Source organism: Streptomyces sp. NPDC005791 (genome assembly GCF_042871485.1).
Lineage (GTDB): Bacteria > Actinomycetota > Actinomycetes > Streptomycetales > Streptomycetaceae > Streptomyces.
This window is the reverse complement of the sequence record NZ_JBIAIP010000018.1, coordinates 1-21,197: the sequence shown is the minus strand read 5'-3', so window position 1 is coordinate 21,197 and position 21,197 is coordinate 1. Positions and strand designations below refer to the sequence as shown.

19 protein-coding genes and 2 tRNA genes are annotated in these 21,197 nt (G+C 70.6%); 6 read left to right on the top strand and 15 right to left on the bottom strand.

The features are described from left to right. The first annotated feature begins 27 nt into the window (after positions 1-27). Positions 28-708, top strand: a complete 681-nt coding sequence (locus ACFYSH_RS29065; RefSeq protein ID WP_359477573.1) for a potassium channel family protein — start codon at positions 28-30, stop codon at positions 706-708. 69 nt (positions 709-777) lie between these two features. Here the strand turns inward: ACFYSH_RS29065 and thrS are convergent, their stop codons facing one another. The 3 genes from thrS to ACFYSH_RS29050 all read right to left on the bottom strand — a co-directional run bounded on the left by thrS (position 778) and on the right by ACFYSH_RS29050 (position 4,703). Further along, the gene (gene thrS, locus ACFYSH_RS29060) at positions 778-2,763 is read right to left on the bottom strand and encodes a threonine--tRNA ligase (protein WP_359477576.1); all 1,986 of its coding nucleotides are present in this window, start codon (positions 2,761-2,763) and stop codon (positions 778-780) included. Between the two features lie 99 nt (positions 2,764-2,862). Next, positions 2,863-4,104 (bottom strand): hypothetical protein, encoded by a 1,242-nt coding sequence (locus tag ACFYSH_RS29055; RefSeq protein WP_388756342.1) that lies wholly within the window; start codon positions 4,102-4,104, stop codon positions 2,863-2,865. After that, positions 4,104-4,703, bottom strand: coding sequence for a DUF4365 domain-containing protein (locus ACFYSH_RS29050; RefSeq protein WP_388756340.1), 600 nt, complete (start codon positions 4,701-4,703; stop codon positions 4,104-4,106). The genes ACFYSH_RS29055 and ACFYSH_RS29050 overlap by 1 nt, the downstream gene beginning before the upstream one ends. Before the next feature lie 194 nt (positions 4,704-4,897). On the opposite strand from ACFYSH_RS29050, the gene ACFYSH_RS29045 reads away from it, so the two are divergent. Next, positions 4,898-5,623, top strand: a complete 726-nt coding sequence (locus tag ACFYSH_RS29045; protein ID WP_388756337.1) for a 3'-5' exonuclease — start codon at positions 4,898-4,900, stop codon at positions 5,621-5,623. A gap of 61 nt (positions 5,624-5,684) precedes the next feature. On the opposite strand, the gene ACFYSH_RS29040 is transcribed toward ACFYSH_RS29045, so the two are convergent. After that, a tRNA-Val gene (locus ACFYSH_RS29040) sits at positions 5,685-5,756 on the bottom strand. Between the two features lie 115 nt (positions 5,757-5,871). Between ACFYSH_RS29040 and ACFYSH_RS29035 the strand changes: the two genes are divergently transcribed. Next, positions 5,872-8,280: an SCO7613 C-terminal domain-containing membrane protein gene (locus ACFYSH_RS29035; RefSeq protein WP_359477585.1), complete on the top strand. Its 2,409-nt coding sequence runs from the start codon at positions 5,872-5,874 to the stop codon at positions 8,278-8,280. A gap of 28 nt (positions 8,281-8,308) precedes the next feature. On the opposite strand, the gene ACFYSH_RS29030 is transcribed toward ACFYSH_RS29035, so the two are convergent. The 7 genes from ACFYSH_RS29030 to ACFYSH_RS29000 form a co-directional block, all read right to left on the bottom strand. Further along, a complete protein-coding gene (locus ACFYSH_RS29030; RefSeq protein ID WP_388756334.1) occupies positions 8,309-11,056 on the bottom strand; it encodes a Tat pathway signal sequence domain protein in 2,748 nt (915 codons plus the stop codon). 55 nt (positions 11,057-11,111) lie between these two features. Further along, positions 11,112-11,660 carry a hypothetical protein gene (locus ACFYSH_RS29025; protein WP_359477629.1) on the bottom strand — a complete coding sequence of 183 codons (549 nt, stop codon included), beginning with the start codon at positions 11,658-11,660 and terminating at the stop codon, positions 11,112-11,114. Positions 11,661-11,707: 47 nt separating this feature from the next. Next, positions 11,708-12,568, bottom strand: a complete 861-nt coding sequence (locus ACFYSH_RS29020) for a carbohydrate ABC transporter permease (RefSeq protein WP_388756331.1) — start codon at positions 12,566-12,568, stop codon at positions 11,708-11,710. Next, positions 12,565-13,557, bottom strand: a complete 993-nt coding sequence (locus ACFYSH_RS29015) for a sugar ABC transporter permease (protein WP_359477632.1) — start codon at positions 13,555-13,557, stop codon at positions 12,565-12,567. The genes ACFYSH_RS29020 and ACFYSH_RS29015 overlap by 4 nt, the downstream gene beginning before the upstream one ends. Before the next feature lie 10 nt (positions 13,558-13,567). Continuing rightward, on the bottom strand, positions 13,568-14,854 hold the full coding sequence (locus ACFYSH_RS29010; RefSeq protein WP_359477594.1) for an extracellular solute-binding protein: 1,287 nt from the start codon (positions 14,852-14,854) through the stop codon (positions 13,568-13,570). A 212-nt stretch (positions 14,855-15,066) separates the two neighbouring features. After that, positions 15,067-15,138, bottom strand: a tRNA-Val gene (locus ACFYSH_RS29005). Positions 15,139-15,192: 54 nt separating this feature from the next. After that, complete coding sequence (locus ACFYSH_RS29000) at positions 15,193-15,648, bottom strand: TIGR02611 family protein (RefSeq protein ID WP_359477597.1); 456 nt, start codon at positions 15,646-15,648, stop codon at positions 15,193-15,195. Between the two features lie 190 nt (positions 15,649-15,838). On the opposite strand from ACFYSH_RS29000, the gene ACFYSH_RS28995 reads away from it, so the two are divergent. Next, entirely contained in the window at positions 15,839-16,252 is a 414-nt protein-coding gene (locus ACFYSH_RS28995; RefSeq protein ID WP_003959770.1) for an SsgA family sporulation/cell division regulator, read from the top strand. A 418-nt stretch (positions 16,253-16,670) separates the two neighbouring features. After that, positions 16,671-17,228 (top strand): CGNR zinc finger domain-containing protein, encoded by a 558-nt coding sequence (locus ACFYSH_RS28990; RefSeq protein WP_359477600.1) that lies wholly within the window; start codon positions 16,671-16,673, stop codon positions 17,226-17,228. Positions 17,229-17,310: 82 nt separating this feature from the next. Here the strand turns inward: ACFYSH_RS28990 and ACFYSH_RS28985 are convergent, their stop codons facing one another. The 3 genes from ACFYSH_RS28985 to ACFYSH_RS28975 all read right to left on the bottom strand — a co-directional run bounded on the left by ACFYSH_RS28985 (position 17,311) and on the right by ACFYSH_RS28975 (position 19,453). After that, positions 17,311-17,466, bottom strand: coding sequence for a hypothetical protein (locus ACFYSH_RS28985; RefSeq protein ID WP_014157302.1), 156 nt, complete (start codon positions 17,464-17,466; stop codon positions 17,311-17,313). A gap of 188 nt (positions 17,467-17,654) precedes the next feature. After that, positions 17,655-18,674, bottom strand: coding sequence for a LacI family DNA-binding transcriptional regulator (locus ACFYSH_RS28980; protein ID WP_359477605.1), 1,020 nt, complete (start codon positions 18,672-18,674; stop codon positions 17,655-17,657). A 308-nt stretch (positions 18,675-18,982) separates the two neighbouring features. Next, positions 18,983-19,453 carry a hypothetical protein gene (locus ACFYSH_RS28975; protein WP_359477608.1) on the bottom strand — a complete coding sequence of 157 codons (471 nt, stop codon included), beginning with the start codon at positions 19,451-19,453 and terminating at the stop codon, positions 18,983-18,985. A 154-nt stretch (positions 19,454-19,607) separates the two neighbouring features. On the opposite strand from ACFYSH_RS28975, the gene ACFYSH_RS28970 reads away from it, so the two are divergent. Continuing rightward, complete coding sequence (locus tag ACFYSH_RS28970; RefSeq protein WP_359477611.1) at positions 19,608-20,123, top strand: DsbA family protein; 516 nt, start codon at positions 19,608-19,610, stop codon at positions 20,121-20,123. Positions 20,124-20,175: 52 nt separating this feature from the next. On the opposite strand, the gene ACFYSH_RS28965 is transcribed toward ACFYSH_RS28970, so the two are convergent. Continuing rightward, positions 20,176-21,012, bottom strand: a complete 837-nt coding sequence (locus ACFYSH_RS28965; protein ID WP_359477614.1) for a GNAT family N-acetyltransferase — start codon at positions 21,010-21,012, stop codon at positions 20,176-20,178. Between the last annotated feature and the right edge of the window lie 185 nt (positions 21,013-21,197).

Below are 21,197 nucleotides of genomic sequence, written 5' to 3'. Positions count from 1 at the left end.
CCGCCGGCGCACCGCGATGCTGACGCCATGAGCGACCGCCTCACGGCCCCCGCCTCCCCCGACCGGCTGAAGAGATGGGAGCAGCGCACCGAAGTACCGCTCCTCGTCGCGGCACTGGTCTTCCTCACCGGCTACGCGGTCCGCGTCCTCGCCCCCATCGGCTCCCAGCCCTGGCGCGACATCGCCCTCGCCCTCGTCGCCGCCACCTGGCTGCTCTTCGCCGTGGACTACGGCGTACGCCTCCGGCTCAGCGGCCAGGGTGCCCACTTCGTGCACACTCACTGGCTGGACTCGGTGGTCCTGCTCCTGCCGCTGCTGCGCCCACTGCGCGTCGTCCAGATCTACACGGCGGTCCAGCAGCGCACGGACCGTCCCAGACTGAGCCTGTACGCCCGGGTGATGACGTACGCGAGCCTCACCGCCGCCCTCCTGGGCTTGTCCGCGGCGCTCGCGGTGTACCACCAGGAACGCGGGGCGCCCGGATCCACGATCCGTACGTTCGGCGACGCGATGTGGTGGGCGTGCGCGACGCTCACCACGGTGGGCTACGGCGACGCGGTGCCGGTGACGCCGGTCGGCCGGGTGATCGCCGCCTGCCTGATGGCCTGCGGGCTGGCGCTGCTGGGGGCGGTCACGGGGTCGTTCTCGTCGTGGCTGGTGGAGGTGTTCAAGCGGGAGGACGAGAAGAGGCCCCCGGGGAGCGCGTAGCTCTCCGGGGGCCGGGCCCCTCCGCCGAGGCATCGGGTTCGGGCCGCTCCCGCCCGCGCGGGGAACACGTCACACCTGCACGCGACGCTCCACCACATCGATGAGCTTGGCGATCGCCTCGTCACGGGCGATGCCGTTCTCCTGCGAGCCGTCGCGGTGGCGGAAGGAGACCGTGCCCGCGTTCATGTCGTCGTCACCGACGATGATCATGAACGGGACCTTGGCCTTCTGGTGGTTCCGGATCTTCTTCTGCATCCGGTCCGAGGAGGCGTCCACCTCGACCCGCAGCCCCTTCTTGCGCGCCTCGGCGGCGAACTCCTGGAGGTACGGGATGTGGGTGTCGCCGATCGGGATGCCGACCGCCTGGACCGGGGCGAGCCAGACCGGGAACGCGCCCGCGTAGTGCTCGAGGAGCACCGCGAAGAAGCGCTCGATGGAGCCGAACAGCGCGCGGTGGATCATGACCGGGCGCTGCTTGGTGCCGTCCGGGCCGGTGTACTCCAGGTCGAAGCGCTCCGGGAGGTTGAAGTCGAGCTGCACGGTCGACATCTGCCAGGTACGGCCGATCGCGTCCTTGCACTGCACCGAGATCTTCGGGCCGTAGAAGGCGGCGCCACCCGGGTCCGGGACCAGCGGGAGGCCCTGCTTCTCGGCGACCTGGCGCAGCGTCTCGGTGGCCTCTTCCCAGACCTCGTCGGAGCCGACGAACTTCTCCGGGTCCTTGGTGGAGAGCTCCAGGTAGAAGTCGGTCAGACCGTAGTCGCGGAGCAGGTTCAGGACGAAGGTGAGCGTCCTGTCGAGCTCCTCGGCCATCTGCTCCCTGGTGCAGTAGATGTGCGCGTCGTCCTGCGTGAAGCCGCGCGAGCGGGTCAGCCCGTGGACGACACCGGACTTCTCGTAGCGATATACCGTGCCGAACTCGAAGAGGCGCAGCGGCAGTTCACGGTAGGAGCGGCCGCGCGCGTCGAAGATCAGGTTGTGCATCGGGCAGTTCATCGGCTTGAGGTAGTAGTCCACCCCGTCGTCGAGCTGCATGGGCGGGTACATGCCGTCGGCGTACCAGTCGAGGTGACCGGACTTCTCGAAGAGCTTGCCCTTGGTGGCGTGCGGGCTGTAGACGAACTCGTAGCCCTCCTCCTCGTGGCGGCGCCGCGAGTAGTCCTCCATGGCCCGGCGGATGACGCCGCCCTTGGGGTGGAAGACGGCGAGGCCGGGGCCGATCTCGTCGGGGAAGGAGAAGAGGTCCAGCTCGTTGCCGAGCTTGCGGTGGTCGCGCTTGGCGGCCTCCTCCAGGAACTCCAGGTGCGCCTTGAGCTCGTCCTTGGTGGGCCAGGCGGTGCCGTAGATGCGCTGGAGCATCGGGTTCTTCTCGCTGCCCCGCCAGTACGCCGCCGCGTTGCGCATCAGCTTGAACGCGGGGATGAAGCGGGTGGTGGGCAGGTGCGGGCCCCGGCAGAGGTCCTTCCAGCACAGCTCGCCGGTCTTCGGGTCGAGGTTGTCGTAGATGGTCAGCTCGCCGCCGCCCACCTCGACGTCCGCGCCGTCGCCGGCGTTCTCGACGGAGTCGGAGCCCTTGATGCCGATGAGCTCCAGCTTGTACGGCTCGTCGGCGAGCTCCTCGCGGGCCGCCTCGTCGGTGACGACCCGGCGGGAGAACTTCTGCCCGCGCTTCTGGATCTCCTGCATCTTCTTCTCGATGGCCTTGAGGTCCTCGGGCGTGAACGGCGTCTCGACGTCGAAGTCGTAGTAGAAGCCGTCCTTGACCGGCGGGCCGATGCCCAGCTTGGCCTCGGGGTGGAGCTCCTGGACGGCCTGCGCCATCACGTGCGCGGTGGAGTGCCGCAGGATGTTCAGGCCGTCCTGGGAGGAGATCTCGACGGGCTCGACGACGTCGCCGTCCTCGAGCTCGTACGCGAGGTCCTTCAGCTCGCCCTCCACCCGCGCGGCGACGACGGTGCGCTGCCCGGGAAAGAGCTCGGCGGCCGTCGTGCCCGTCGTCACCACGTGCTCTTCCCGCTCGGAATCGCGTTGGATGATCACACGGACGTCTGACACCGGTCTCTCCTGACTGAGGGGGTACGTCGCTTCGATGGTGCGTACGCAATGCGAATCGTACCGAGCCGGAGGGCCTCGACGCGAAAGGGATACCGCGAGCTACTCCTCGTCCCCCGTACAGGCCTCCTCGAAGAAGTCGACGTTCTCCTGGAGCGACTTCATCAACCGGTCCCTCTCCGCCTCGTCCACCTGGACCGGCGTGACCTGGGAGGCGCCGCCGAGCCGCCGGAAGCCGCCCCGGTTCTCCAGCCTGCCCTCCACCCGCAGCGGGAGTCCGACCAGGTGGGCGTGGCCCGCGATCCGGTAGGCCTCCTCGTCGAGCTCGATCCGTACGTGCGCGACTTCAGCTCCCGCCAGCACCCGCAGCCGTACGACGCCGGGGCCGCGCGGTCCCGAGCGGCGCAGTCGCACGACGGCTCCGGTGAGCCGTACCGGGACGGCGGGCTCGTCCTGCAGATAGCGCGCTCCCGCCAGCCTGAGCGCGGGCAGGTCGCCAGGGGAGAACGCGACGGGCTCGGGGCTCGCGGGGCAGCCCTCGGGGGTTCCGGCGGCGGGCGCCCAGGCCAGCGTGATCCTTGCGCCCTCCGCTCCCCGGACGAGCGCGACGACCGCCTCGGTCAGTTCCCGGCTGACGCCGGCGGCGACCGCCGCGTCGAACGCCTCCAGCCCGCCGGTGGCCCGCTGGTAGTCGACGGCTTCCCGGGCCGCGTGCAGCGCCGCGTACAGCTGGACGACGACGGCTCGCCCCGCGGTGACAGGAACGTACGCGGTGAGGCCGCAGCCGTCGGCCGCGGGCCCGACCAGGGTGCCGTCCAGTGCGCTCCTGGCCTTCCTGCGGTGGCGGGCGCCGTGGTAGCCGGCCCGGCCGCGTACGGCGAGGGACCCCGCGAGGAGTATCTGCCGGGCCGCCGTGCGCAGCTGGTCGGTGCCGGTCCAGTCGGCGGCGGCTGTGGCACCTTCGGGGACCTCGCGCCACCAGCGGATCTCGTCGCTCGGCACGGTGAGGGCGATCAGGATGTCGCGGGCGGAGGGGGCCGCGCTGCGCACGAGGGCGGTGAGGGCTTCGGCCAGCAGGTCCTCGCTGTCGGGGTAGGCGGTGGTGTCGGGCACGAGCAGGCTGGTTCCGGCGGTGGCGGCGCCGGGTGGGACCCAGCGGCTGTAGCGCCCCGGTGCGCCTCCTCGCCGGTGCCAGCCGTGCCGTCGCAGCAGCACTCCGAGTACGGCGGGGTCGACGCGTGCGGGGTCGGGGGCCGGTCGCGGGTCGGGGCCGGCGGCGTACGGATGTGCGCGGCCGCCCGCCGGTACCGTCCCTCCGGTGGGCTCGTCCGTCGAGCGGTGCATCAGGGTCTCCCTCCCGCCCCGACTCGGGCCATGATGTCGCAGAGCGCGCGGTCGTCGAAGACCCGCGAGGTGGGTATCCGTACGGTGGTCCGGTTCCGGCCCGTCACCGGGTGGCCGGCCAGGTTCGTCCAGTAGCAGCAGTGCCGCAGCTCCAGCCGTTCGTGTCCGGCCCGCAGCCAGTCGTCCTGGCTGCGCGGCACGAGCATCACGACCAGGATCTTGTGCACCGAGACGGGGGTGCGCGCGAGCTTCACCAGATGGGCGTTGTCAAGGGTGAAGGAGAACGCGGCGCCGGGCGGGTGCGGCGGGATCTGGTAGGTGCATTTGAGCTGCACCTTGACGGTCACCTCGTCGTCGACGGTGTGGTCGGGGGCGCCGTGACTGACGTGCCAGTCGATGCCGTTGTCGGGAAAGGGCTGCGAGAGTGAGCAGCCGGCTGCGGCTGCCACCGCGTGGAGGTAGCCCACCTGGAGGGTCTCCATGCAGGCGGTGGTGGCGAGCGTGCCGCGCAGCGGTGGTGCGGTCCGCTGGGGCGGCGGCATTCCCCCGTGGTCCTCGGTGCGGGCGGGACTCCCTGGGTTCGGCTGCGCGAGCGCCATGGCTCCGTGCCTTCCGGGCTGTGCCGACCGGTTGCCCGGTCTCCACTGACGGGCCGGTCAACTTCCTTACCCGTCCCTTGTGTTGTCACCGCAGGAGCCGGGCCCTAAACGGCGTACCAGGCATGAGGCGCGGGTATCACCGCACCGGGCAGAGGAATCCCGCCATCTGCCGTGCAGGCGCGAGGAGTTCGGGGATGATGCATTGGTTCGAGGGGCCGCTGGCGGCTTTTGACACCGAGACGACAGGCGTGGATGTCGAGGAGGACCGGATCGTTTCGGCCGCCCTCGTCGTGCAGGACGCGGCGGGCGGACGCTTCCGCGTCACCCGCTGGCTGGTCAACCCGGGGATTCCGGTGCCGCCCGGCGCCACCGGGATCCACGGCCTGACCGACGACCATCTGCAGCGCAACGGCCGGTGGCCCGCACCGGTCGTGGAGGAGATAGCCAGGGCACTGGCCGAGCAGTGCGCGACGGGACGGCCGCTGGTCGTGATGAACGCGCCGTTCGATCTGACGCTGCTGGACCGGGAACTGAGGCGCCACCGGGCCTCGTCGCTGGCCGGGTACATGGGGAAGAAGCCGTTGTGCGTGCTGGACCCCCGGGTGCTGGACAAGCATCTGGACCGCTACCGCAAGGGCCGTCGCACGCTGACGGACCTGTGCGAGCTGTACGGGGTGACGCTGGACGGCGCGCACGACGCGGCGGCCGACGCGGCGGCCTCGCTGGAACTGGTGCGGGCGGTCGGCCGGCGGTTCTCCGCCCGGCTGGAGCGGCTGTCACCGGCGGAGGTGCATTCTCTGCAAGCGGTGTGGCACGCGGCTCAGGCGCGCGGGCTGCAGGCGTGGTTCGAGAAGAACGGTGCGGCGGAGGCGGTGGACCCGGCGTGGCCGTTGCGTCCTGAGCTTCCTGCTGCGGCCTGACCCGGGCCGGGTACGCGAAAGCCGGTCCGTCGACGACACTGACGGACCGGCTTTTCCCGGGTGGGCGATACTGGGTTCGAACCAGTGACCTCTTCGGTGTGAACGAAGCGCTCTCCCACTGAGCTAATCGCCCGGGAACGGGTTGAACCATACAGGGCGTGGCGCCCTGGGTTCAAACTCCTACTCAGTCGAGGAACTGAGTATCCGAGCGCATGTACGGGAGTGTGGCGGCCGCCACACTCCCGTACATGAGACATGTGCCGCCACCCGCAGAGGAATTGGCCCTCCTCGATCATGAACTGGTCCGGCTGGACGCCCGTCGGCTGCAGTTGCTGAACCGTCGTGCCTGGCTGCTCGGTGTGCTGCGTGCGCCGGCGGCGCCGACGCCTCCTCCTCCGGCGCCTGTGGCCCCGCCCTTCCCGCGGCCGTACGCCCGGCCCACCGCCCCCGCGCACGGCACGCAGAACGTGCTGCTGGTCCTCGGTGGTCTGCTGCTGACGGTCGCGGCGATCGCGTTCACCCTGTTCAGCTGGGGCGAGATGGGCATCGCGGGCCGTTCGGCGGTGCTGGCGGCGGTGACGGCGGGCGCGCTGGTGGCACCCGCCGTGCTGGTCGGCCGCGCCCTGCCCTCCACAGCGGAGGCGGTGGCCGCCCTGGCCCTGGTGCTGACGGTGCTGGACGCGATCGCGCTGCACGCGGTCGCGGCGCCCGGGACGGACGGGCTCGTGTTCTCGGCGGTCGCGTCCGCGGTGCTGGTCGTGGTGTGGGCCGCCTACGGGCTGCTGCTCGGCAGGCTGCGAGGGCCGCTGCCGGCGGCTGTGGTGGCGGGGCAACTGCCACTGGTGTTCACCGCCTGGGCGGCCGGGGCGTCCGCGGCCGGCTTCGGCTGGGCACTCCTGCTGACGGCGGCCGCGGACGTCGCCGTGGCGCTGTGGGGCCGGGGGCCCGCGGTGCGGGTCACGGCGTGCGCCGGGGCGTTGCTGACGGGACTGATCTCGTCGGCGCTGGGTCTGGGCCTGTCCGTGTCGGCCGACGGCTTGCTCGGCGCCGTGGGCCCGGGCGCGCTGCTGCTGGCCGGCGCGGCGGTGGCGCTGGCCGGGGCCTGGCGGGCTCCGAAGGGGATGGCCGTCCTCGGGGGTGTCGTGGCCGGCCTCACGGCGGTGGCCGCTGTGGGCGGTGTGCCGGGCGCGGGACTGCCGTACGGCTGGACGGTCGTGGTGTATCTGCTGTGCGGGACGGCCCTGTCGGTGGTGCTACGGCTCCGGGTTCCGCGCCCGGTGGCTTCGGGGGTCCTGTACGCGTCGGCTGCGGTGGTGGTGGGCGCGGTGCTGTGGGCGGCGCCCGTGGTGGCCGCGGTGCTGCTGGGGCCGGTGTCCGTGACGGCGGAGGTGTGGTCCGGCGCCCCGGAGGGACTCCGGGACCCGCTGGGCGTTTCGGTTCCGTGGTCGGACTCGGTCGCTTCCCCGGTGGTGCTCGCACTCGTGGCCGGCCTGTCGGCGGCGCTCCACGTCAGGTGGCCTCGGGCTCTCCCGGAGCAGGTCCGGCCCGTGGCGGCGCCCGGTGCGGCGCTTCTGGGCTGGGGAGCGGTGTTGGCGCTGCTCGCGGTGGCGGACGCCCCGTACGCGGTGGCGGTGTGTGGGGAACTGCTGCTGGTCGCGGTGCTCTCGGTCCTCGTGGTGCGGCGCGCCGCCGACGCGGTCGCGGTGACCTGCCTGGTGTGCGCGCTGGTGGGGGCGGTGAGCGTGGGACTGCTCGGGCTGGCCGCCGAGCCCGCGACGTACGCGGTGTACGGGGTGCTGGTGGTGCTGTTCGCCGGCACGGCGGCCGGTGCGAAGGTGCCCGCGGTGCGGTCGGTGCTCGCCTGCGCCTCGGTGCTGGGCGCTGTCGTGGTCGCCGCTGCCACGGGGGTGTCGATGGGGTGGAGCGCCCCGCACTCGGCCCCGCTGGTCCTGGTGGTGACGGCGGCGACGGTGGTGCTCGGGTCACGGGTGCGGGTGCCGCTGGTCGCGGTTTCGGTGGAGTTCGCGGGGGCGTTCGCGGCGGTGGTCGCCGTGGCTCTCGCGGTGACGGACGCGCCGTTCCTGGCGCTGGTGCTGGGCCTCTGCGGGGTGCTGGCCTCGGCTACGGCGCTGCGCCCGGAGCGCCGGCGGGTGGCCGGGTACGCGGCGGCGGCACTGTTCGTGGCGGCGGCGTGGGTGCGGCTGGCGGCTTCAGGGGTGACGGACCCCGAGGCGTACACACTGCCGGTGTCGCTGTCCGCGTTCGTGGTGGGGCATCTGCGTCGCCGCAGGGATCCGGCCGCGTCCTCGTGGGTGGCGTACGGTCCCGCCCTGACCCTGACGATGGTGCCGAGTCTCGTGGTGGCGTGGGGTGATCCGCACTGGCTCCGGCCCCTGCTGCTGGGGGTCGCCGCGCTGGTGGTGACCCTGGCGGGCGCCCGCCTGCGGTTGCAGGCGCCTTTGGTGCTGGGTGGTGCGGTCCTGGCGCTGGACGGCCTGCACGAGCTGGCCCCGCATGTGGTCCAGGTCTTCGACGCGCTCCCCCGCTGGGCTCCCCCGGCACTCGCCGGGCTGCTGCTGCTCGTGGTCGGTGCGACGTACGAGCAGCGGCTGCGCGACGCGCGCCGGGTGAGGGAGAGCTTCGGCCGGATGCGCTAGGTGTATTGCCCTGTGAGGGCGGGAGGCCCTATGGCATCTTGTCCCCGATGAGGGCGAGGTTCTCGATGGCGGCGAGTCCGTAGAGCGCGGTGTCGTTGGTGTAGACCCAGTTGGCCTCGGTACCCGGGACGGTCGTGACGGGGCCGGTCACCTCCTCGGTCTTCCAGGGAGCCGATTCCTTGTATCCGTCACTGTTGTAGAACTTCTCCCAGGCGCGGGCGGCGAGCTTCTCGTCGCCCGTCCGGACCGCCGCGTAGGCGTCGAGGCGCGAGTGGCCCTGGAAGAGGATGAGGCTGCCGAAGTGGGAGCCGTAGCGGGCCGCCTGCTCCGTCTTGGTGGCGTTGAAGTACCGGCAGTAGTCGAGGTACGCCTCCTCGAACTCCGGTACGTCGGCGCCGACGAGGTCGATGAGCTCGGCGCACAGCTCGTTCAGGCCGAATACGGCCGAGAGGTGCGAGACACTGACGACCGGCTCGGTGGCGACCGCGAACTTCCCGCTGTCGAGGTCGTAGAGGCCACTGCCCTGGACGAAACCGTTGGGCTGGGCGGCGATCGTCTCCATGGTCCCGAGGATGCGGGCCCTGGCCTTCGCCGCCTGCGGACCGCCCCGCTCCCATTCGGTGAGCCAGGCGGAGACCAGCCCGCTCCAGTCGGTACCGAAGCCGACGGACAGGGCGTGCCGGTCCGGGGTGTAGGGCTCGGTGCGGATCTTACGGATCGGGTCGAGGACGAGGAAGGTCTCGTCGGAGTCGACGTTGGCGCGCATCAGGTCACCGACGCGTTCGTCGGCGGTGAGGAAGTAGTAGAAGCGCCGGTAGGTCGTGTTGGCGATGCGCTGCTGTTTGGCGCTGTCCGCGTAGTGCTGGATGCCGTGGCGGGTGCCGAGGCCGGCCCACTGGCCGAGGTGGTAGACGTCGACCTCGCCGGTGTGGCGGGTCATGGCCTCGGCGAAGCGGAAGATGTCGGCGCGGCCGGAGCGCAGGTAGGCGTACCAGAGCCAGAGGTCGGGTGAGAGCTCGGAGTTGTCCCAGGCGTAGCCGCCGACGTCGTAGCGCCACTGGTGGCGTGCGGGGTCGTAGGAGTGCATGACGTCGCCGTAGTCCCAGAAGCCGTACCAGCGCCGCATGTCGACCTGGTCCTTGTAGTACGTGAAGAGGAAGTCGAGGTGGTCCTCGATCTTCGCCTTGGCGGGGGTCGAGCGGTCGACCGGGGAGAACAGTCCGCCGAAGACCTTCGCGGCGATCAGTTGGTCGGGCGGTGCGACGAGCTGGGGAAGGGTGCGGACGGCCTCGGTCTGCTGGGCGAGGGCGGTGGCGCCGGGGGTGGAGTCATGGGCCCAGAAGAGGAGTTCGCTGGTACGGGCGATGCCGTACGGGGTGCCGAAGCCCGGTTCGTAGTCCTCGTAGGTGATGTTGAGGCCTTCGAGCTGTTCGGCGTACGTGTCCTGGCCGAGGCCGTCGTGGTAGAAGCGCAGGTCCATCGGTTCGGCCTCGGGCGACCAGAGCCACACGGTGACCTCGGCGGCGTCCGTGTGCGCGCCGCGGATGTCGAGCTGGGCGGGGAACTTCTCCCAGAAGTCCCGCAGCCCGAAGGCGAGTCCGCCGCTCGCCCCTCCGACGTATCCGAAGCCGGAGGCCCGTCGGCCGCCGCCCGCCGCGATCCAGCCGTGCCCCTTCTTCGTGCGCTTGCGCAGGGAGAACCCGTCGGCGGACAACTGGCTCAGGGTGTAGTCGCCCCAGGCCGGGATGAGGTGGAGGCGGCTGGTGACGCGCTGGTCCCAGGTGGCGGGGTCGGGCAGCTTCGTGCCCTCGAACTGGGCCGCCTGGACTGCGGCGCCGGGGTCACGGCGCAGCCCGGTGATGCCCTTGACGGCTTCCCGGAGCATGCCGGTGCCCTCACCGCCGATGCGGATGTGCCGGTCGTAGGCCTCGTCCCGCATGGGGACGGTGAAGCGGACGCCGAGGCCGCGGATGAAGTCACCGCTCGCCTTCCCGGGTTCCTGGGTGCCGTCGAAGGTGATGGTGTGCACCATGCGGAACGATTCGGCGCCGGCGTAGAAGTAGAGCCGCACCGAGAAGGGCAGCCAGGAGCGCTTCCCTCTGCGGTGCTTGCCCTCGATCCGGACGACGGCGCGCACCGGGCCGCTCTGTTCGACCTCGGTCCTGGTGACGGCGCTCTCGAACCGTTCGTACGACTCGCGCCCCTGGTCACCGTCCTCGATCTCGCCCTGCCGGATCAGGACGAGCCGGCCGTCCTTCGCGATCTCGGTGGTGCCGCGGGTGAGCGAGGTGATGAGCGAGGAGCCGGACTTCCCTATCTTCGCGGTGATGACACCGGTGGAGACGGAGACGGTGGAGCCGGTGTTCTTGACGGTGACCTTGTGGGCGGGTGCGGCGGGCCCACCCGGACCGAGGACGAACTTCTTGGCGCCGGCGGCTTCGGGGCCCACGGCGTGCGCGGTCCACTTCGCGGAACCGTCGGGCCAGGTGGCGGTCGTCCAGGACTGCACGGGGACGTCCTTGCCGTCCTCGGTGGCCAGCGCGAAGGTCTGGTCCTTGGGGTACTGCCCCTTGGGCCAGGGCACGCCGAGCGTGGAGCCGGGGGCGGCGCCGAGACCGCCGGACTCCAGCCAGGTCAGGGTGACGGGTCCGCCGGTGCGCTCCGCGCCCGGGGCCGCCGCCGACGCGGGAGTGGCGCCGAGTGACCAGCTGAACTGTGCGGCCGCGCCGGCCGCGGCCGCGGCCTTCAGGAGCGTTCTGCGGGGCATCCTGGACATGGGTGTGCCTCTCTCCGTGCGGATTCGGGACAGGGAACGAAACGAACAGGAACGGTCAGTGGGAGAGCCCGCGTGCCCGCACCGCGGTGGCCGCGGCGGCCACGGCCCCGATGACGGGGACGGCCAGCGGCAGGACCAGTGCGCCGGACAGGACGACGACGGCCATGCCGCAGACGAGCAGCAGGGAACCGGCCGGGTCGCGGACCGTGTTCCGGCCCGCCTCGGCCAGGAGGGTGCGCCAGAGGGCGCCGGGTGCCCAGCACGAGGCGGCGCGCAGGACGGCGACGAGGAGACCGATCATGGCGAGGACGCCGACGGCGCCCACGAAGGGGCCGCCGGGCAGCCCGGCGCGTACGGCCGCGAGGTCGAGCCGGAGCAGGGCCGCGGCGGCACACACGGCCGCGCCCACGAGCCATCCGCCGCGGGCGGCGGCCCGGGTGTCGGCGGCGAATTCACGCAGGCCGCCGTGTTCGCCGTCGAGGTAGCGGCGCAGGTGCCGGGTCCCCGCGGCGAAGGCCGCGGGGAACGTGAACAAGGGCAGGGCGGCGACGGCGATCCACACGCCCACCAGCAGACATTCGGAGAACAGGGCGAAGCGGTCCATGACGCGCGAACGCCTGGCCGGGGTGCGGGTCTTCGTCGCCACGGTGGTCAGCCCTTCAGGCCGGAGGTGGCCATGCCGTCGATCAGATAGCGCTGGAAGGCCACGAAGAAGGCCAGCACCGGGAGCAGGGCGACCAGCGACATGGCGATCATGCCGCCGTAGTCCGCCACCGCGTCCTGGTCGATGAACATCTTCAGCCCCAGGGAGACGGTGTACTTGTCCGGCTCGTTGAGGTACAGCAGGGGGCCCATGAAGTCGTTCCAGGCGTTGATGAACGTGAAGATCGCGCTGGTGACGAGCGCCGGCCGGCAGAGCGGCATGACGATGGACCAGTACGTCCTCAGGTGGCCGCAGCCGTCCAGCCGTGCCGCCTCGTCGAGTTCCTTGGGCAGGCCTCGCATGAACTGCACCATCAGGAAGACGAAGAAGGCGTCGGTGGCCAGGTACTTGCCGATCAGCAGCGGGGTGAAGGTGTTGATCAGCTCCAGCTTCTGGAACATCACGTACTGCGGGATGATCAGTACGTGGTACGGCAGCAGCAGGGTGCCGATCATGACGGCGAACATGATGTTGCGGCCGGCGAAGCGCACCTTCGCGAAGGCGTAGGCGGTCAGCGAGCAGGACAGCACCACGCCGAACACCGAACCGACCGCTATGTAGGTCGAGTTCAGGAAGAACGTCGAGATCGGGATGTCGGCGATGCCCTCGGTGAGCCGGGCGTAGTTGTCGCCGATCGGATCGGCCGGGAAGAGGTCCAGGGCGCCGATGATGTCGGCGCTGGGCTTGAAGGAGGCTCCGATCGTCCACACCACCGGGTAGAGGACCACGGCGAGGACGGCGAGCGCACCGAGGTGCCAGGCGAGCGCGCCGGGTCCCCGGCGCCGTACGGCTGCTGACAGGAGACTCATCGGCCGCCCTCCTCGTAGTGCACCCAGCGCTTCTGGGACCAGAACAGCACGGCGGTGACCAGGCCGACCGCGAGCAGCAGCAGCCATCCCATGGCCGAGGCGAAGCCCATGCGGCTGTTCACGAAACCTTGTTCGTACAGGTAGCAGGTGTAGACGAGCGTCGCGTCGGCCGGTCCGCAGCTGCCGTTACTGACGATGTAGGCCGAGCCGAAGATCTGGAAGGAGTGGATGGTCTCCAGCAGGACGTTGAAGAACAGGACCGGCGAGATCATCGGCAGGGTGATGTTGAAGAACTTCCGCCAGCGGCCGGCTCCGTCCATCTCGGCCGCCTCGTACAGCTCCTGCGGGACCTGCTTGAGGCCGGCGAGGAAGATGACCATCGGCGCGCCGAACTGCCATACCGTGAGGGCGATCAGCGCGTAGATGATCATCGAGGGGTCGCCGATCCAGCCGCCGGCCTCGACGCCGAACACCTTCTGCGTACGATCGACGATCGCGTCGTCCGAGAACAGTGCGCGCCAGACGATGGCGGCCGAGACGCTCGCGCCGATCAGGGACGGGGCGTAGAACGCCGCCCGGTAGAAGGACTGCCCCCAGCGCTTCTGCGCGAGCAGCATGGCGACGGCGAGTGCGGCGGCCAGCTTGACCGGGGTGCCGATCAGCACGTACCAGGAGGTGACCTTCACCGACTGGCGCCAGCGGGGGTCGGCGAACATGTCGGTGAAGTTCTGCAGACCGATCCAGCGGGGTGCGTCGAACAGGTTGTACTCGGTGAACGACAGGTACAGCGAGAACACCATGGGCCCGGCGATCAGGAACAGGAATCCCGCGATCCAGGGCGACATGAACAGATAGCCGGCCAGGTTCTCGCCGCGGTCCCGCCGCTTCGGGGCTACGGGCGGCGCGTTTCCTCCGGGACCGTTCCGCTTGGCGACGGAGCGGTCGTCCCCGGCGGCGAGCACGCCCGGGGAGCTGTGGATGTGAGTCACCACGGTCCTCTCAGTTCGAGGCGAGGGCGGTCTTCGCCTCGGTGAAGAACTGCTGTACGGAGTCCTTCGGCGAGGTCTTGCCCAGGGAGAGGTCGGCGGAGATGCGCAGGAACGCAGCCTCGATGACGTCCGCACCGGCCGGGTGCGGGGTGATGGGCTCCAGCACACCGGCGTCGGCGATCGCGGTCTCGTACGCGCCGATGGCCTTGCTGGGGGCGTCAGCGGGCTGGTAGGCCTCGAACTGGGCGGTGGTGGCGGGCACTCCGCGGTCGTAGCCCATGACGCGGGCGACCTCCGGGTCGTGGGTCATGAAGCTGATGAAGGTGGCGACCTCGGCCGGGTGCTTGGTGCGGGCCGTACCGCTCAGCATCAGCGAACCCAGGTACTGTCCGGTCTTCTTGCCGTCGGTGCTCGGGATGGGCGCGAGGCCGTAGCTGCTCTTGCCCTCCGCGCTGTAGCGGACCGAGAAGTTGTCCCAGGTGAACTCCCCGGCGGACAGGCCCTTGGCGGTCGCCGACGCCGGCTTGATCTGCTCGACCTTGTTGGGGTCGGCGTAGAGACCCGACTTCACCCGCTCGAGGGCTTCGGTCCAGTACGGCAGCAGCTCGGCCTCGCCGAAGCCCATGCCGTCCTCGGTGAAGAAGGCCTTCCCGTTCTGGCGGAGGATCAGGTCGTAGAGGTACATCACCCCGTGCGGTCCGGCGTCACCGGCGATCTTCTGCCCGCCCTTGATCTTCTGGAGGCCGGCGAGCCAGTCGTCCCACGTCCAGCCGATCTCGGGCGTGATGCCTGCCTTCTCGTACACCTTCTCGTCGATGACCAGGGCCATCGAGTTGCTGCCGACCGGCACGCCGAGCAGCTTGCCGTCGATCTCGGCGAACTTCTCCAGCCCGGAGCGGAAGCCGCCGAGGTCGAGGTTGCCCTTCTCCACCTGAGGGCCGAGGTCGAGGAGGACGTTCTTCGCCTCGTACTTGCGCAGGAAGGTCACGGCGTTCTGGATGACGTCAGGGGGGTTGCCACCGGCCGCCTGGGTGTTGAACTTCTTCCAGAAGTCCGGGTACTGCTGGAAGTCCGTCTTCACCTTGATCTTCGGGTGCTTCTTCTCGAAGAGCGCGACGCACTGCTGGACCTTCTTCGCGCGGTCGTCCGCACCCCACCACGAGTGCCGGATGGTCACCGGGCCACCCGAACCACTGCTGCCCGAGCCGCAACCGGCCGCGGTCAGCCCGAGACCGGCCGCCGAGAGGCCGGCCAGCTTCAGCAGCTGCCGCCTGTCCATGCCGTTGTTACGAGACATAGCTCGCCCCCACCGTTCCGCATTGAATCGTTTTAGAAAGCGCTTGCTGGGTCAAAGTAAGGACCGGCACGGGGCGCGTCAACGGTTAGGACGAAATTCCGGCAGCCTGACGACAGGCCGAACAGGCGACACGGACGGCGACGCCGGCGCACGCATGGAAACGCCGATGGCCCGGAAGCTTCATCAGAAGCTTCCGGGCCATCGGTCCGGGGTGGGCGATACTGGGTTCGAACCAGTGACCTCTTCGGTGTGAACGAAGCGCTCTCCCACTGAGCTAATCGCCCCGGCGCACCGCAAACATTACCCCATGTCAGCGGCGCCTCCGGACCATCACCAGGTCACTGCTCGATCTTCCACGGCATCACTATGCCGAACTTCCAGAGGTAGACGCCGACCAGCACCGCGATGATCACGAGTCCGACCGTGGTGAGGATGATGTTGCGCCGCCGGACCTTGGGGTCGAGGGCGCGCTGGGCGGCTTCGGTGACCTTGCGCCGGGTCCAGCGCAGGACGATCTGCGCCCAGACGAACTCGGTCGCCCAGATCGCCATACCGCCGAAGATCACCAGCCAGCCCGGGCCGGGCAGCACCAGCATCGCGACGCCCGCCCCGACCACCGCGAGGCCGACGACGAAGATCCCGACCTGCCAGCTCAGGTGAAGCAGCCTCGACTTCCGGATGAACCCGGGCGCCCGCGACCCCAGCTCGCGCTCCGTCGTCCGTTCGTCCCCCGCGGCGGAATCGGCGGCCACCGTCGCGGCGACCTCTTTCCGCTCGTCACTCTCCGCGTTCATGGGGCCCAACCTACCGGAACGGCGCTCGTCACCGGAATGGACGCATGGCGCAAAGTTACATACCCCTGGACAAGCGGGCTGAAGCATCACAAATAGGTCAGAGGGGTTTACAACGCCACCGTAGGTGGCATGTCGATTTCGCCGACGTGCGAATCCCCGAGCGCACACTGAGCGAAAGGCCCTGGCGCTTATGAACACCACGGTCAGCTGCGAGCTGCACCTGCGCCTCGTTGTGTCGAGCGAGTCCTCACTGCCTGTACCCGCGGGCCTGCGGTATGACACGGCCGACCCCTATGCCGTGCACGCCACCTTCCACACCGGAGCGGAGGAGACGGTCGAATGGGTTTTCGCCCGTGACCTCCTTGCCGAGGGGCTGCACCGGCCCACCGGCACCGGAGACGTCCGCGTCTGGCCATCTCGAAGTCACGGCCAAGGCGTCGTCTGCATCGCACTGAGCTCCCCGGAGGGCGAAGCCCTGCTGGAAGCCCCGGCGAGGGCCCTGGAGTCGTTCCTGAAGAGGACCGACGCCGCGGTCCCGCCCGGCACCGAGCACCGTCACTTCGACCTCGATACGGAGCTCTCACACATCCTGGCCGAGAGCTGAGCCAGGCCGAGAGCTGCGGGACGCCGTCCGACTCGGGGAGACGGCGTCACGCGGACAACCTCATAGGGCAGGCACCGGCGCCGTCGCCGCGGAACCCACCGCGGCGGCGGCGCCGCTGTGCACACGGGGGCGGGCGTACGAGGGCGCCCGCCTGGGTGCGGTCGCCGGCCGGAGCCGTATCGATCCGGAGCTGCCGCGCGTCACACCGGCACCATCCGCACCATGCGCCCCCGCTACTGCCACCTGAACCGCCTCTGGAGCCTTGAGCGGGCCCTCCCGGCTCCGGCGGCGCGCCCCGAGCGGGGAAAGGGGCCCTTCCATCCCACTGAGGCCGCACCGGGCCGTGAGTGCCTTCGTCGAGCCAGTAGAGTCAGCCGCCATCGGCGGACGCCCGTCCGCCGGAGCCAGGGAGCGAAGCGTGCTGATCCCACACGACACCCGGATCGCCCTCGAGACGGTGGTCGATCTGGTGAACACCGCACCGGACAGCGACGCGGGCGACGGGCTCGCGGAGCTCTCCGCGCTCTACGCCTTCGCGGAGCGCCACGACATCAGCGGAGTCGGGACCCTCGGTGAGAAGGATCTGCGCGCCGTGCGGGACGTCCGAGGCCGGTTCGCGGAGATATTCGCGGCGCCCGACGCCCGCACCGCCGCAGACCTCGTCAACAGCCTGGTGGCCGCGGCCGGCACCACCCCGCAGCTCACCGACCATGACGGCTACGACTGGCACATCCACTACTTCGCGCCGGACGCCTCCGTCGCTGACCACCTCGCGGCCGACTGCGGCATGGCACTGGCCTTCATCGTGGTGGCGGGCGAGCAGGAACGGCTGCGCCGCTGCGAGGCCCCGGACTGCCGGGACGCCTTCGTCGACCTCTCGCGCAACCGCTCCCGCCGCTACTGCTCGAGCCGGACCTGCGGCAACCGGCTGCATGTCGCCGCCTACCGCGCCCGGCGCCGGGAAGCGGAACGCTGACCGTACGCCCGCGCGCCGCACGGCCGTCCCCGGCAGGAGGGCCACCCCCGCGGACCGGAGTGCAGCCGGGCCCGGTGGGCGCTCACAGGAGAAAGAGATCGTGCAGGGCGGCCATCAGCAGCAGGCCGCCGACCACCGTCAGGAAAATCATCAGCGGGGGCTGGGAAAGCGCGAAGAGGCAGCCACGGGGCTCTTCGGCAGGGGATGCGGGGGCGTCGCCCCGGGAGGTGTCCACCATCTCGTAGTGATCATGACGCAGAGGGGACCCTGTTGGCGATCAACAGCACCTTTCGCAGGGCGCGTTCACCCACGCCAGGATGAACGGGATTCACTTCGCCGTCCGAAGATCGTGCACGCGTTCGTCCCGGCCCGCTTCCCGCCGGGACGTCCGGTCGACGGGATCGCCCCCGCCCGCCACCCCCGGGGTCAGCGGGGGGCGGCGCTGGACGCGCGCACGACGAGTTCCGGCTGGAGCACCACACTGCGGTGACGGTGGGTGCCGCCCTCGTCGTCCGCCTCCTCAAGGAGGAGTTCCGCCGCCATCCTGCCCATCACCACGGCGGGCTGCCGCACCGACGTGAGGGGTACGGCAGCGGCTGCGGCGAATTCGATGTCGTCGTAACCGACGATGGCGACGTCCTGCGGCACCCGCACGCCGGCTGCGTAGAGCGACTGCAGGACACCCAGCGCCAGCAGGTCGTTGGCACAGAACACCGCGGTGGGCCTGGGTACGAGGCCGAGCAGCCTGGCCCCGGCGTCGCGGCCCGCCGCCACATCCAGGCGGTCGGAGGGGATCTCGACGAGTGCCTCGGGACCGAGCCCCGCCTCGGTGAGCGCCGCGAGGGCACCCTCGCGGCGGTCCCTGATCTGGTGGAGATCGCCGGGGCCGCTCACATAGGCGACGGAGCGGTGGCCCGCCGAGACGAGATGCCCGACGGCGAGCATGCCTCCGCGTACGTCGTCGACGGAGACGGCACAGCTGTCGGTGGACGCAGCCACCCGGTCGACCAGGACGTGGGGGATCCGGTGGCGGGCGAAGGCCTCGAGGTTGCCGCCGGTGGCGTCGGCCGGGGTGACGAGCACGCCGCAGACTCGCTGCTCGGCGAAGAGCCCCAGGTATTCGGCCTCCTCCTCCTGACTCTGTCCGCTGTTGCAGACCATCACGCCGAGCCCGGCCTCCCGGGCCGCACGCTCGGCGCCGCGGGCGATGTCGACGAAGAACGGGTTGCCCATGTCCAGCACGAGCAGGGCCATGATGCGACTGCGGCCCGCCCGGAGCTGTCTCGCCGACTCGCTGCGCACGTATCCGAGTTCCTCGATCGCCGCCAGCACACGGGCCCGGGTGTCGGGAAGTACCGCTTCGGGACGGTTGATCACATTGGAGACGGTGCCCACCGAGACTCCGGCCTGCCGGGCCACGTCCTTGATCCCTGCCACACGCCCCACTTGCCCTGCCCCACTGATGCGTTCGGCCGCCGCGCGTCGGCGCCGGTCCCTCGGTCCATGGACGGACGCACGGCGTGTTCCGTCGCGTCGTCGCCCGAACCGCGCCCACCGGATTGAATTGTTTCAATCCGTCCGGGACGCTAACCGCACCCACGGGAGACCGTCAAGATCGGTGCGACGCCAACCGAATATACCGAGACGCGAGGCGGCTGCGGGCTCCAAGAACTCCACGAGAGGGTGTGAATCGATTCACACCCTCTCGTCTCATAAGGCGGATCGTGAGGGAGGCGGGCCGTCCCGGTGGCCGGTCAGATCCCGTGCTTCTTCAAGATGGCCTCGATGTCACTGAAATCGTCTCCGGGCGTGGCCGCCTGCTGCGGCTTCCTCCTCGGCCGTTCCTGACCCTGCGGGCCGGCCGCCGATCCGGCCTCGGACGAGGGCAGCGAGGGCGACGACGTGGTGGGTGCGACGGCACCGCTCCGCTCCGCGGCCCTGGCGGCCTTGCGCTCCTTGCGGGTCGGCCCACCGCGGCGTTCCACGGCCCGCGTCGTCATGAAGAGCAGCCAGGCCACGGCCAGCAGCCCGAACCCGATCCAGACGCTCGGCTCGAAGACGATGCCCGACAGCCACTCGACGACACCCGTCATCACCAGACCGACGGGCACCAGCGCATAGGCGGCGATCCGGGTCGCTGTGAGGAACCGCTTGCGGTACGCGGTGATCGCGGCGATACCCAAACCGGCCGCCGACACCGCGGAACAGATGGTCTCGGCAAGCATCGGAGCCTCCAGCGATCGGGATACGTCCCTTCCATCCTGCACCGGGCACCGCCGCAGGGGCCACGGTGCGGCGCCACATCAGGGACATTTCAGGGCCGCAGTCCTCCACAGGTCCCGTTTGGGAAGCGCCGGTCCGGCCTGGAAGACTGACGCCATGAGCGAATCCCCCTCCGCCTCGCCGGTCGTCCTCGACCTCTGGTGCGAGCTCGAGTGCCCCGACTGCCACCGGGCACTCTCCGACATCCACGCCCTGCGCGCCCGCTACGGCGACCGGCTGGAGGTCCGGCTGCGCCACTTCCCGCTGGAGAAGCACAAGCACGCGTACGCGGCGGCGCAGGCCGCCGAGGAGGCGGTCGTCCAGGGCAAGGGATGGCCGTACATCGAGGCCGTACTGGCCCGCACCGCCGACCTCGCCCGCCTGGGTGAGCCCCTACTGCTCGAGGTGGCCGGCGAACTGGGACTGGACGCCGAGGAGTTCGACACCGCGCTGATCGACGGCCGGCATCTGCTGATCGTGGACGCGGACCAGGCGGAGGGCAAGGCGATCGGCGTCACCGGGACTCCGACCTATGTCATCGGCGAGGAGCGGCTGGACGGCGGGAAGAGCCAGGACGGGCTCCTGGCGCGCGTCGTGGAGATCGCCGACCGCCTGCTCGCCGACCAGGGCTGACCGCGGCTGCCGCCGGCCGCGGAGGTCACCGGCTGCCCGGTGTGCCGGCCGGCTACAGCGCCTTGGCCAGGTTGTACTGCGTCACCTCGTAGCCGAGTGATGCGTACAGTCGCAGCGCGGGAGTATTGGAGGCGAAGACGTGCAGGCCCAGGAGACGGAGGCCGGCGTCGAGCGTGATGCCCTCCGCGAGGTGCATCAGCGCCCGGCCGTAGCCGCGCCCCCGGTGCTCCTCGCTCACCTCGATGTCGAACACGTAGCCGAGGTCGTCGCCGTCCGGCGTGTCGCGTCGGGCCACCCATATGTAGCCGACGACTGCTCCGTCGTGGACGAGGACATGGAAGTACATGCCGGGCGTGGCCAGGCCGTCGCGCAGGAGCATGGAGTGGTCCCGCTCGGCCTTGCGCCGGGCCTGCTCCTCCGGCACGCCGCGCTCCGCCCATTCCCGCGTGTACGTCCCGACGCTGGTGGCCGCCCACTCGGCGTACTCCCGCTCCGTCATGGGCCGCGCCGTGACCCCGGCCGGCAGCGCGGGAGCGGCCTGCCCGAGGGGCTTCAGCATGTTCCGGCTGCGCTCGGTGTAGCCGAGCACGGCCGCAAGGGCCTGGGCAGCGGTGTTCCCGGCCGGGGCCACCAGGCGGACCTGGGTACAGCCCCAGCCGCGCAGCACCTCTTCGGCGGCGAGCGCGGCGATGGTGCCGCGCCCGCGCCTGCGGTGCGCCTCGTCGATGTCGAGCACCTTGAGTATGCCCGCCGAGGGGCCGAACGCCGGATCGGTGGAGATACCGACGGCGCCCACGGGCCGCCCGTTGTCGCACACGTCGTACGTGCGTGCCCGCGTGCCGTCGGCACCCTGCTCTACCGGCCCGGCCGGTCGGATGGTCGTGGTCATCTGGGTGTTGTATCCGCTGCGCGGCCGGACGTCACCCTCTTTACGGATTCCGGCTTCCCGGGCAGGGCCCGCCTAGGGCGTGTTTCGAAAGTAGCGCCGTCCGCCCGAAGGGCGGGCCTGGCGGCGTCTGGTGCGTGCGATCGCAAGGCGGAGGGTCGCCTCGATACTGGATGTATCGGGGTGAT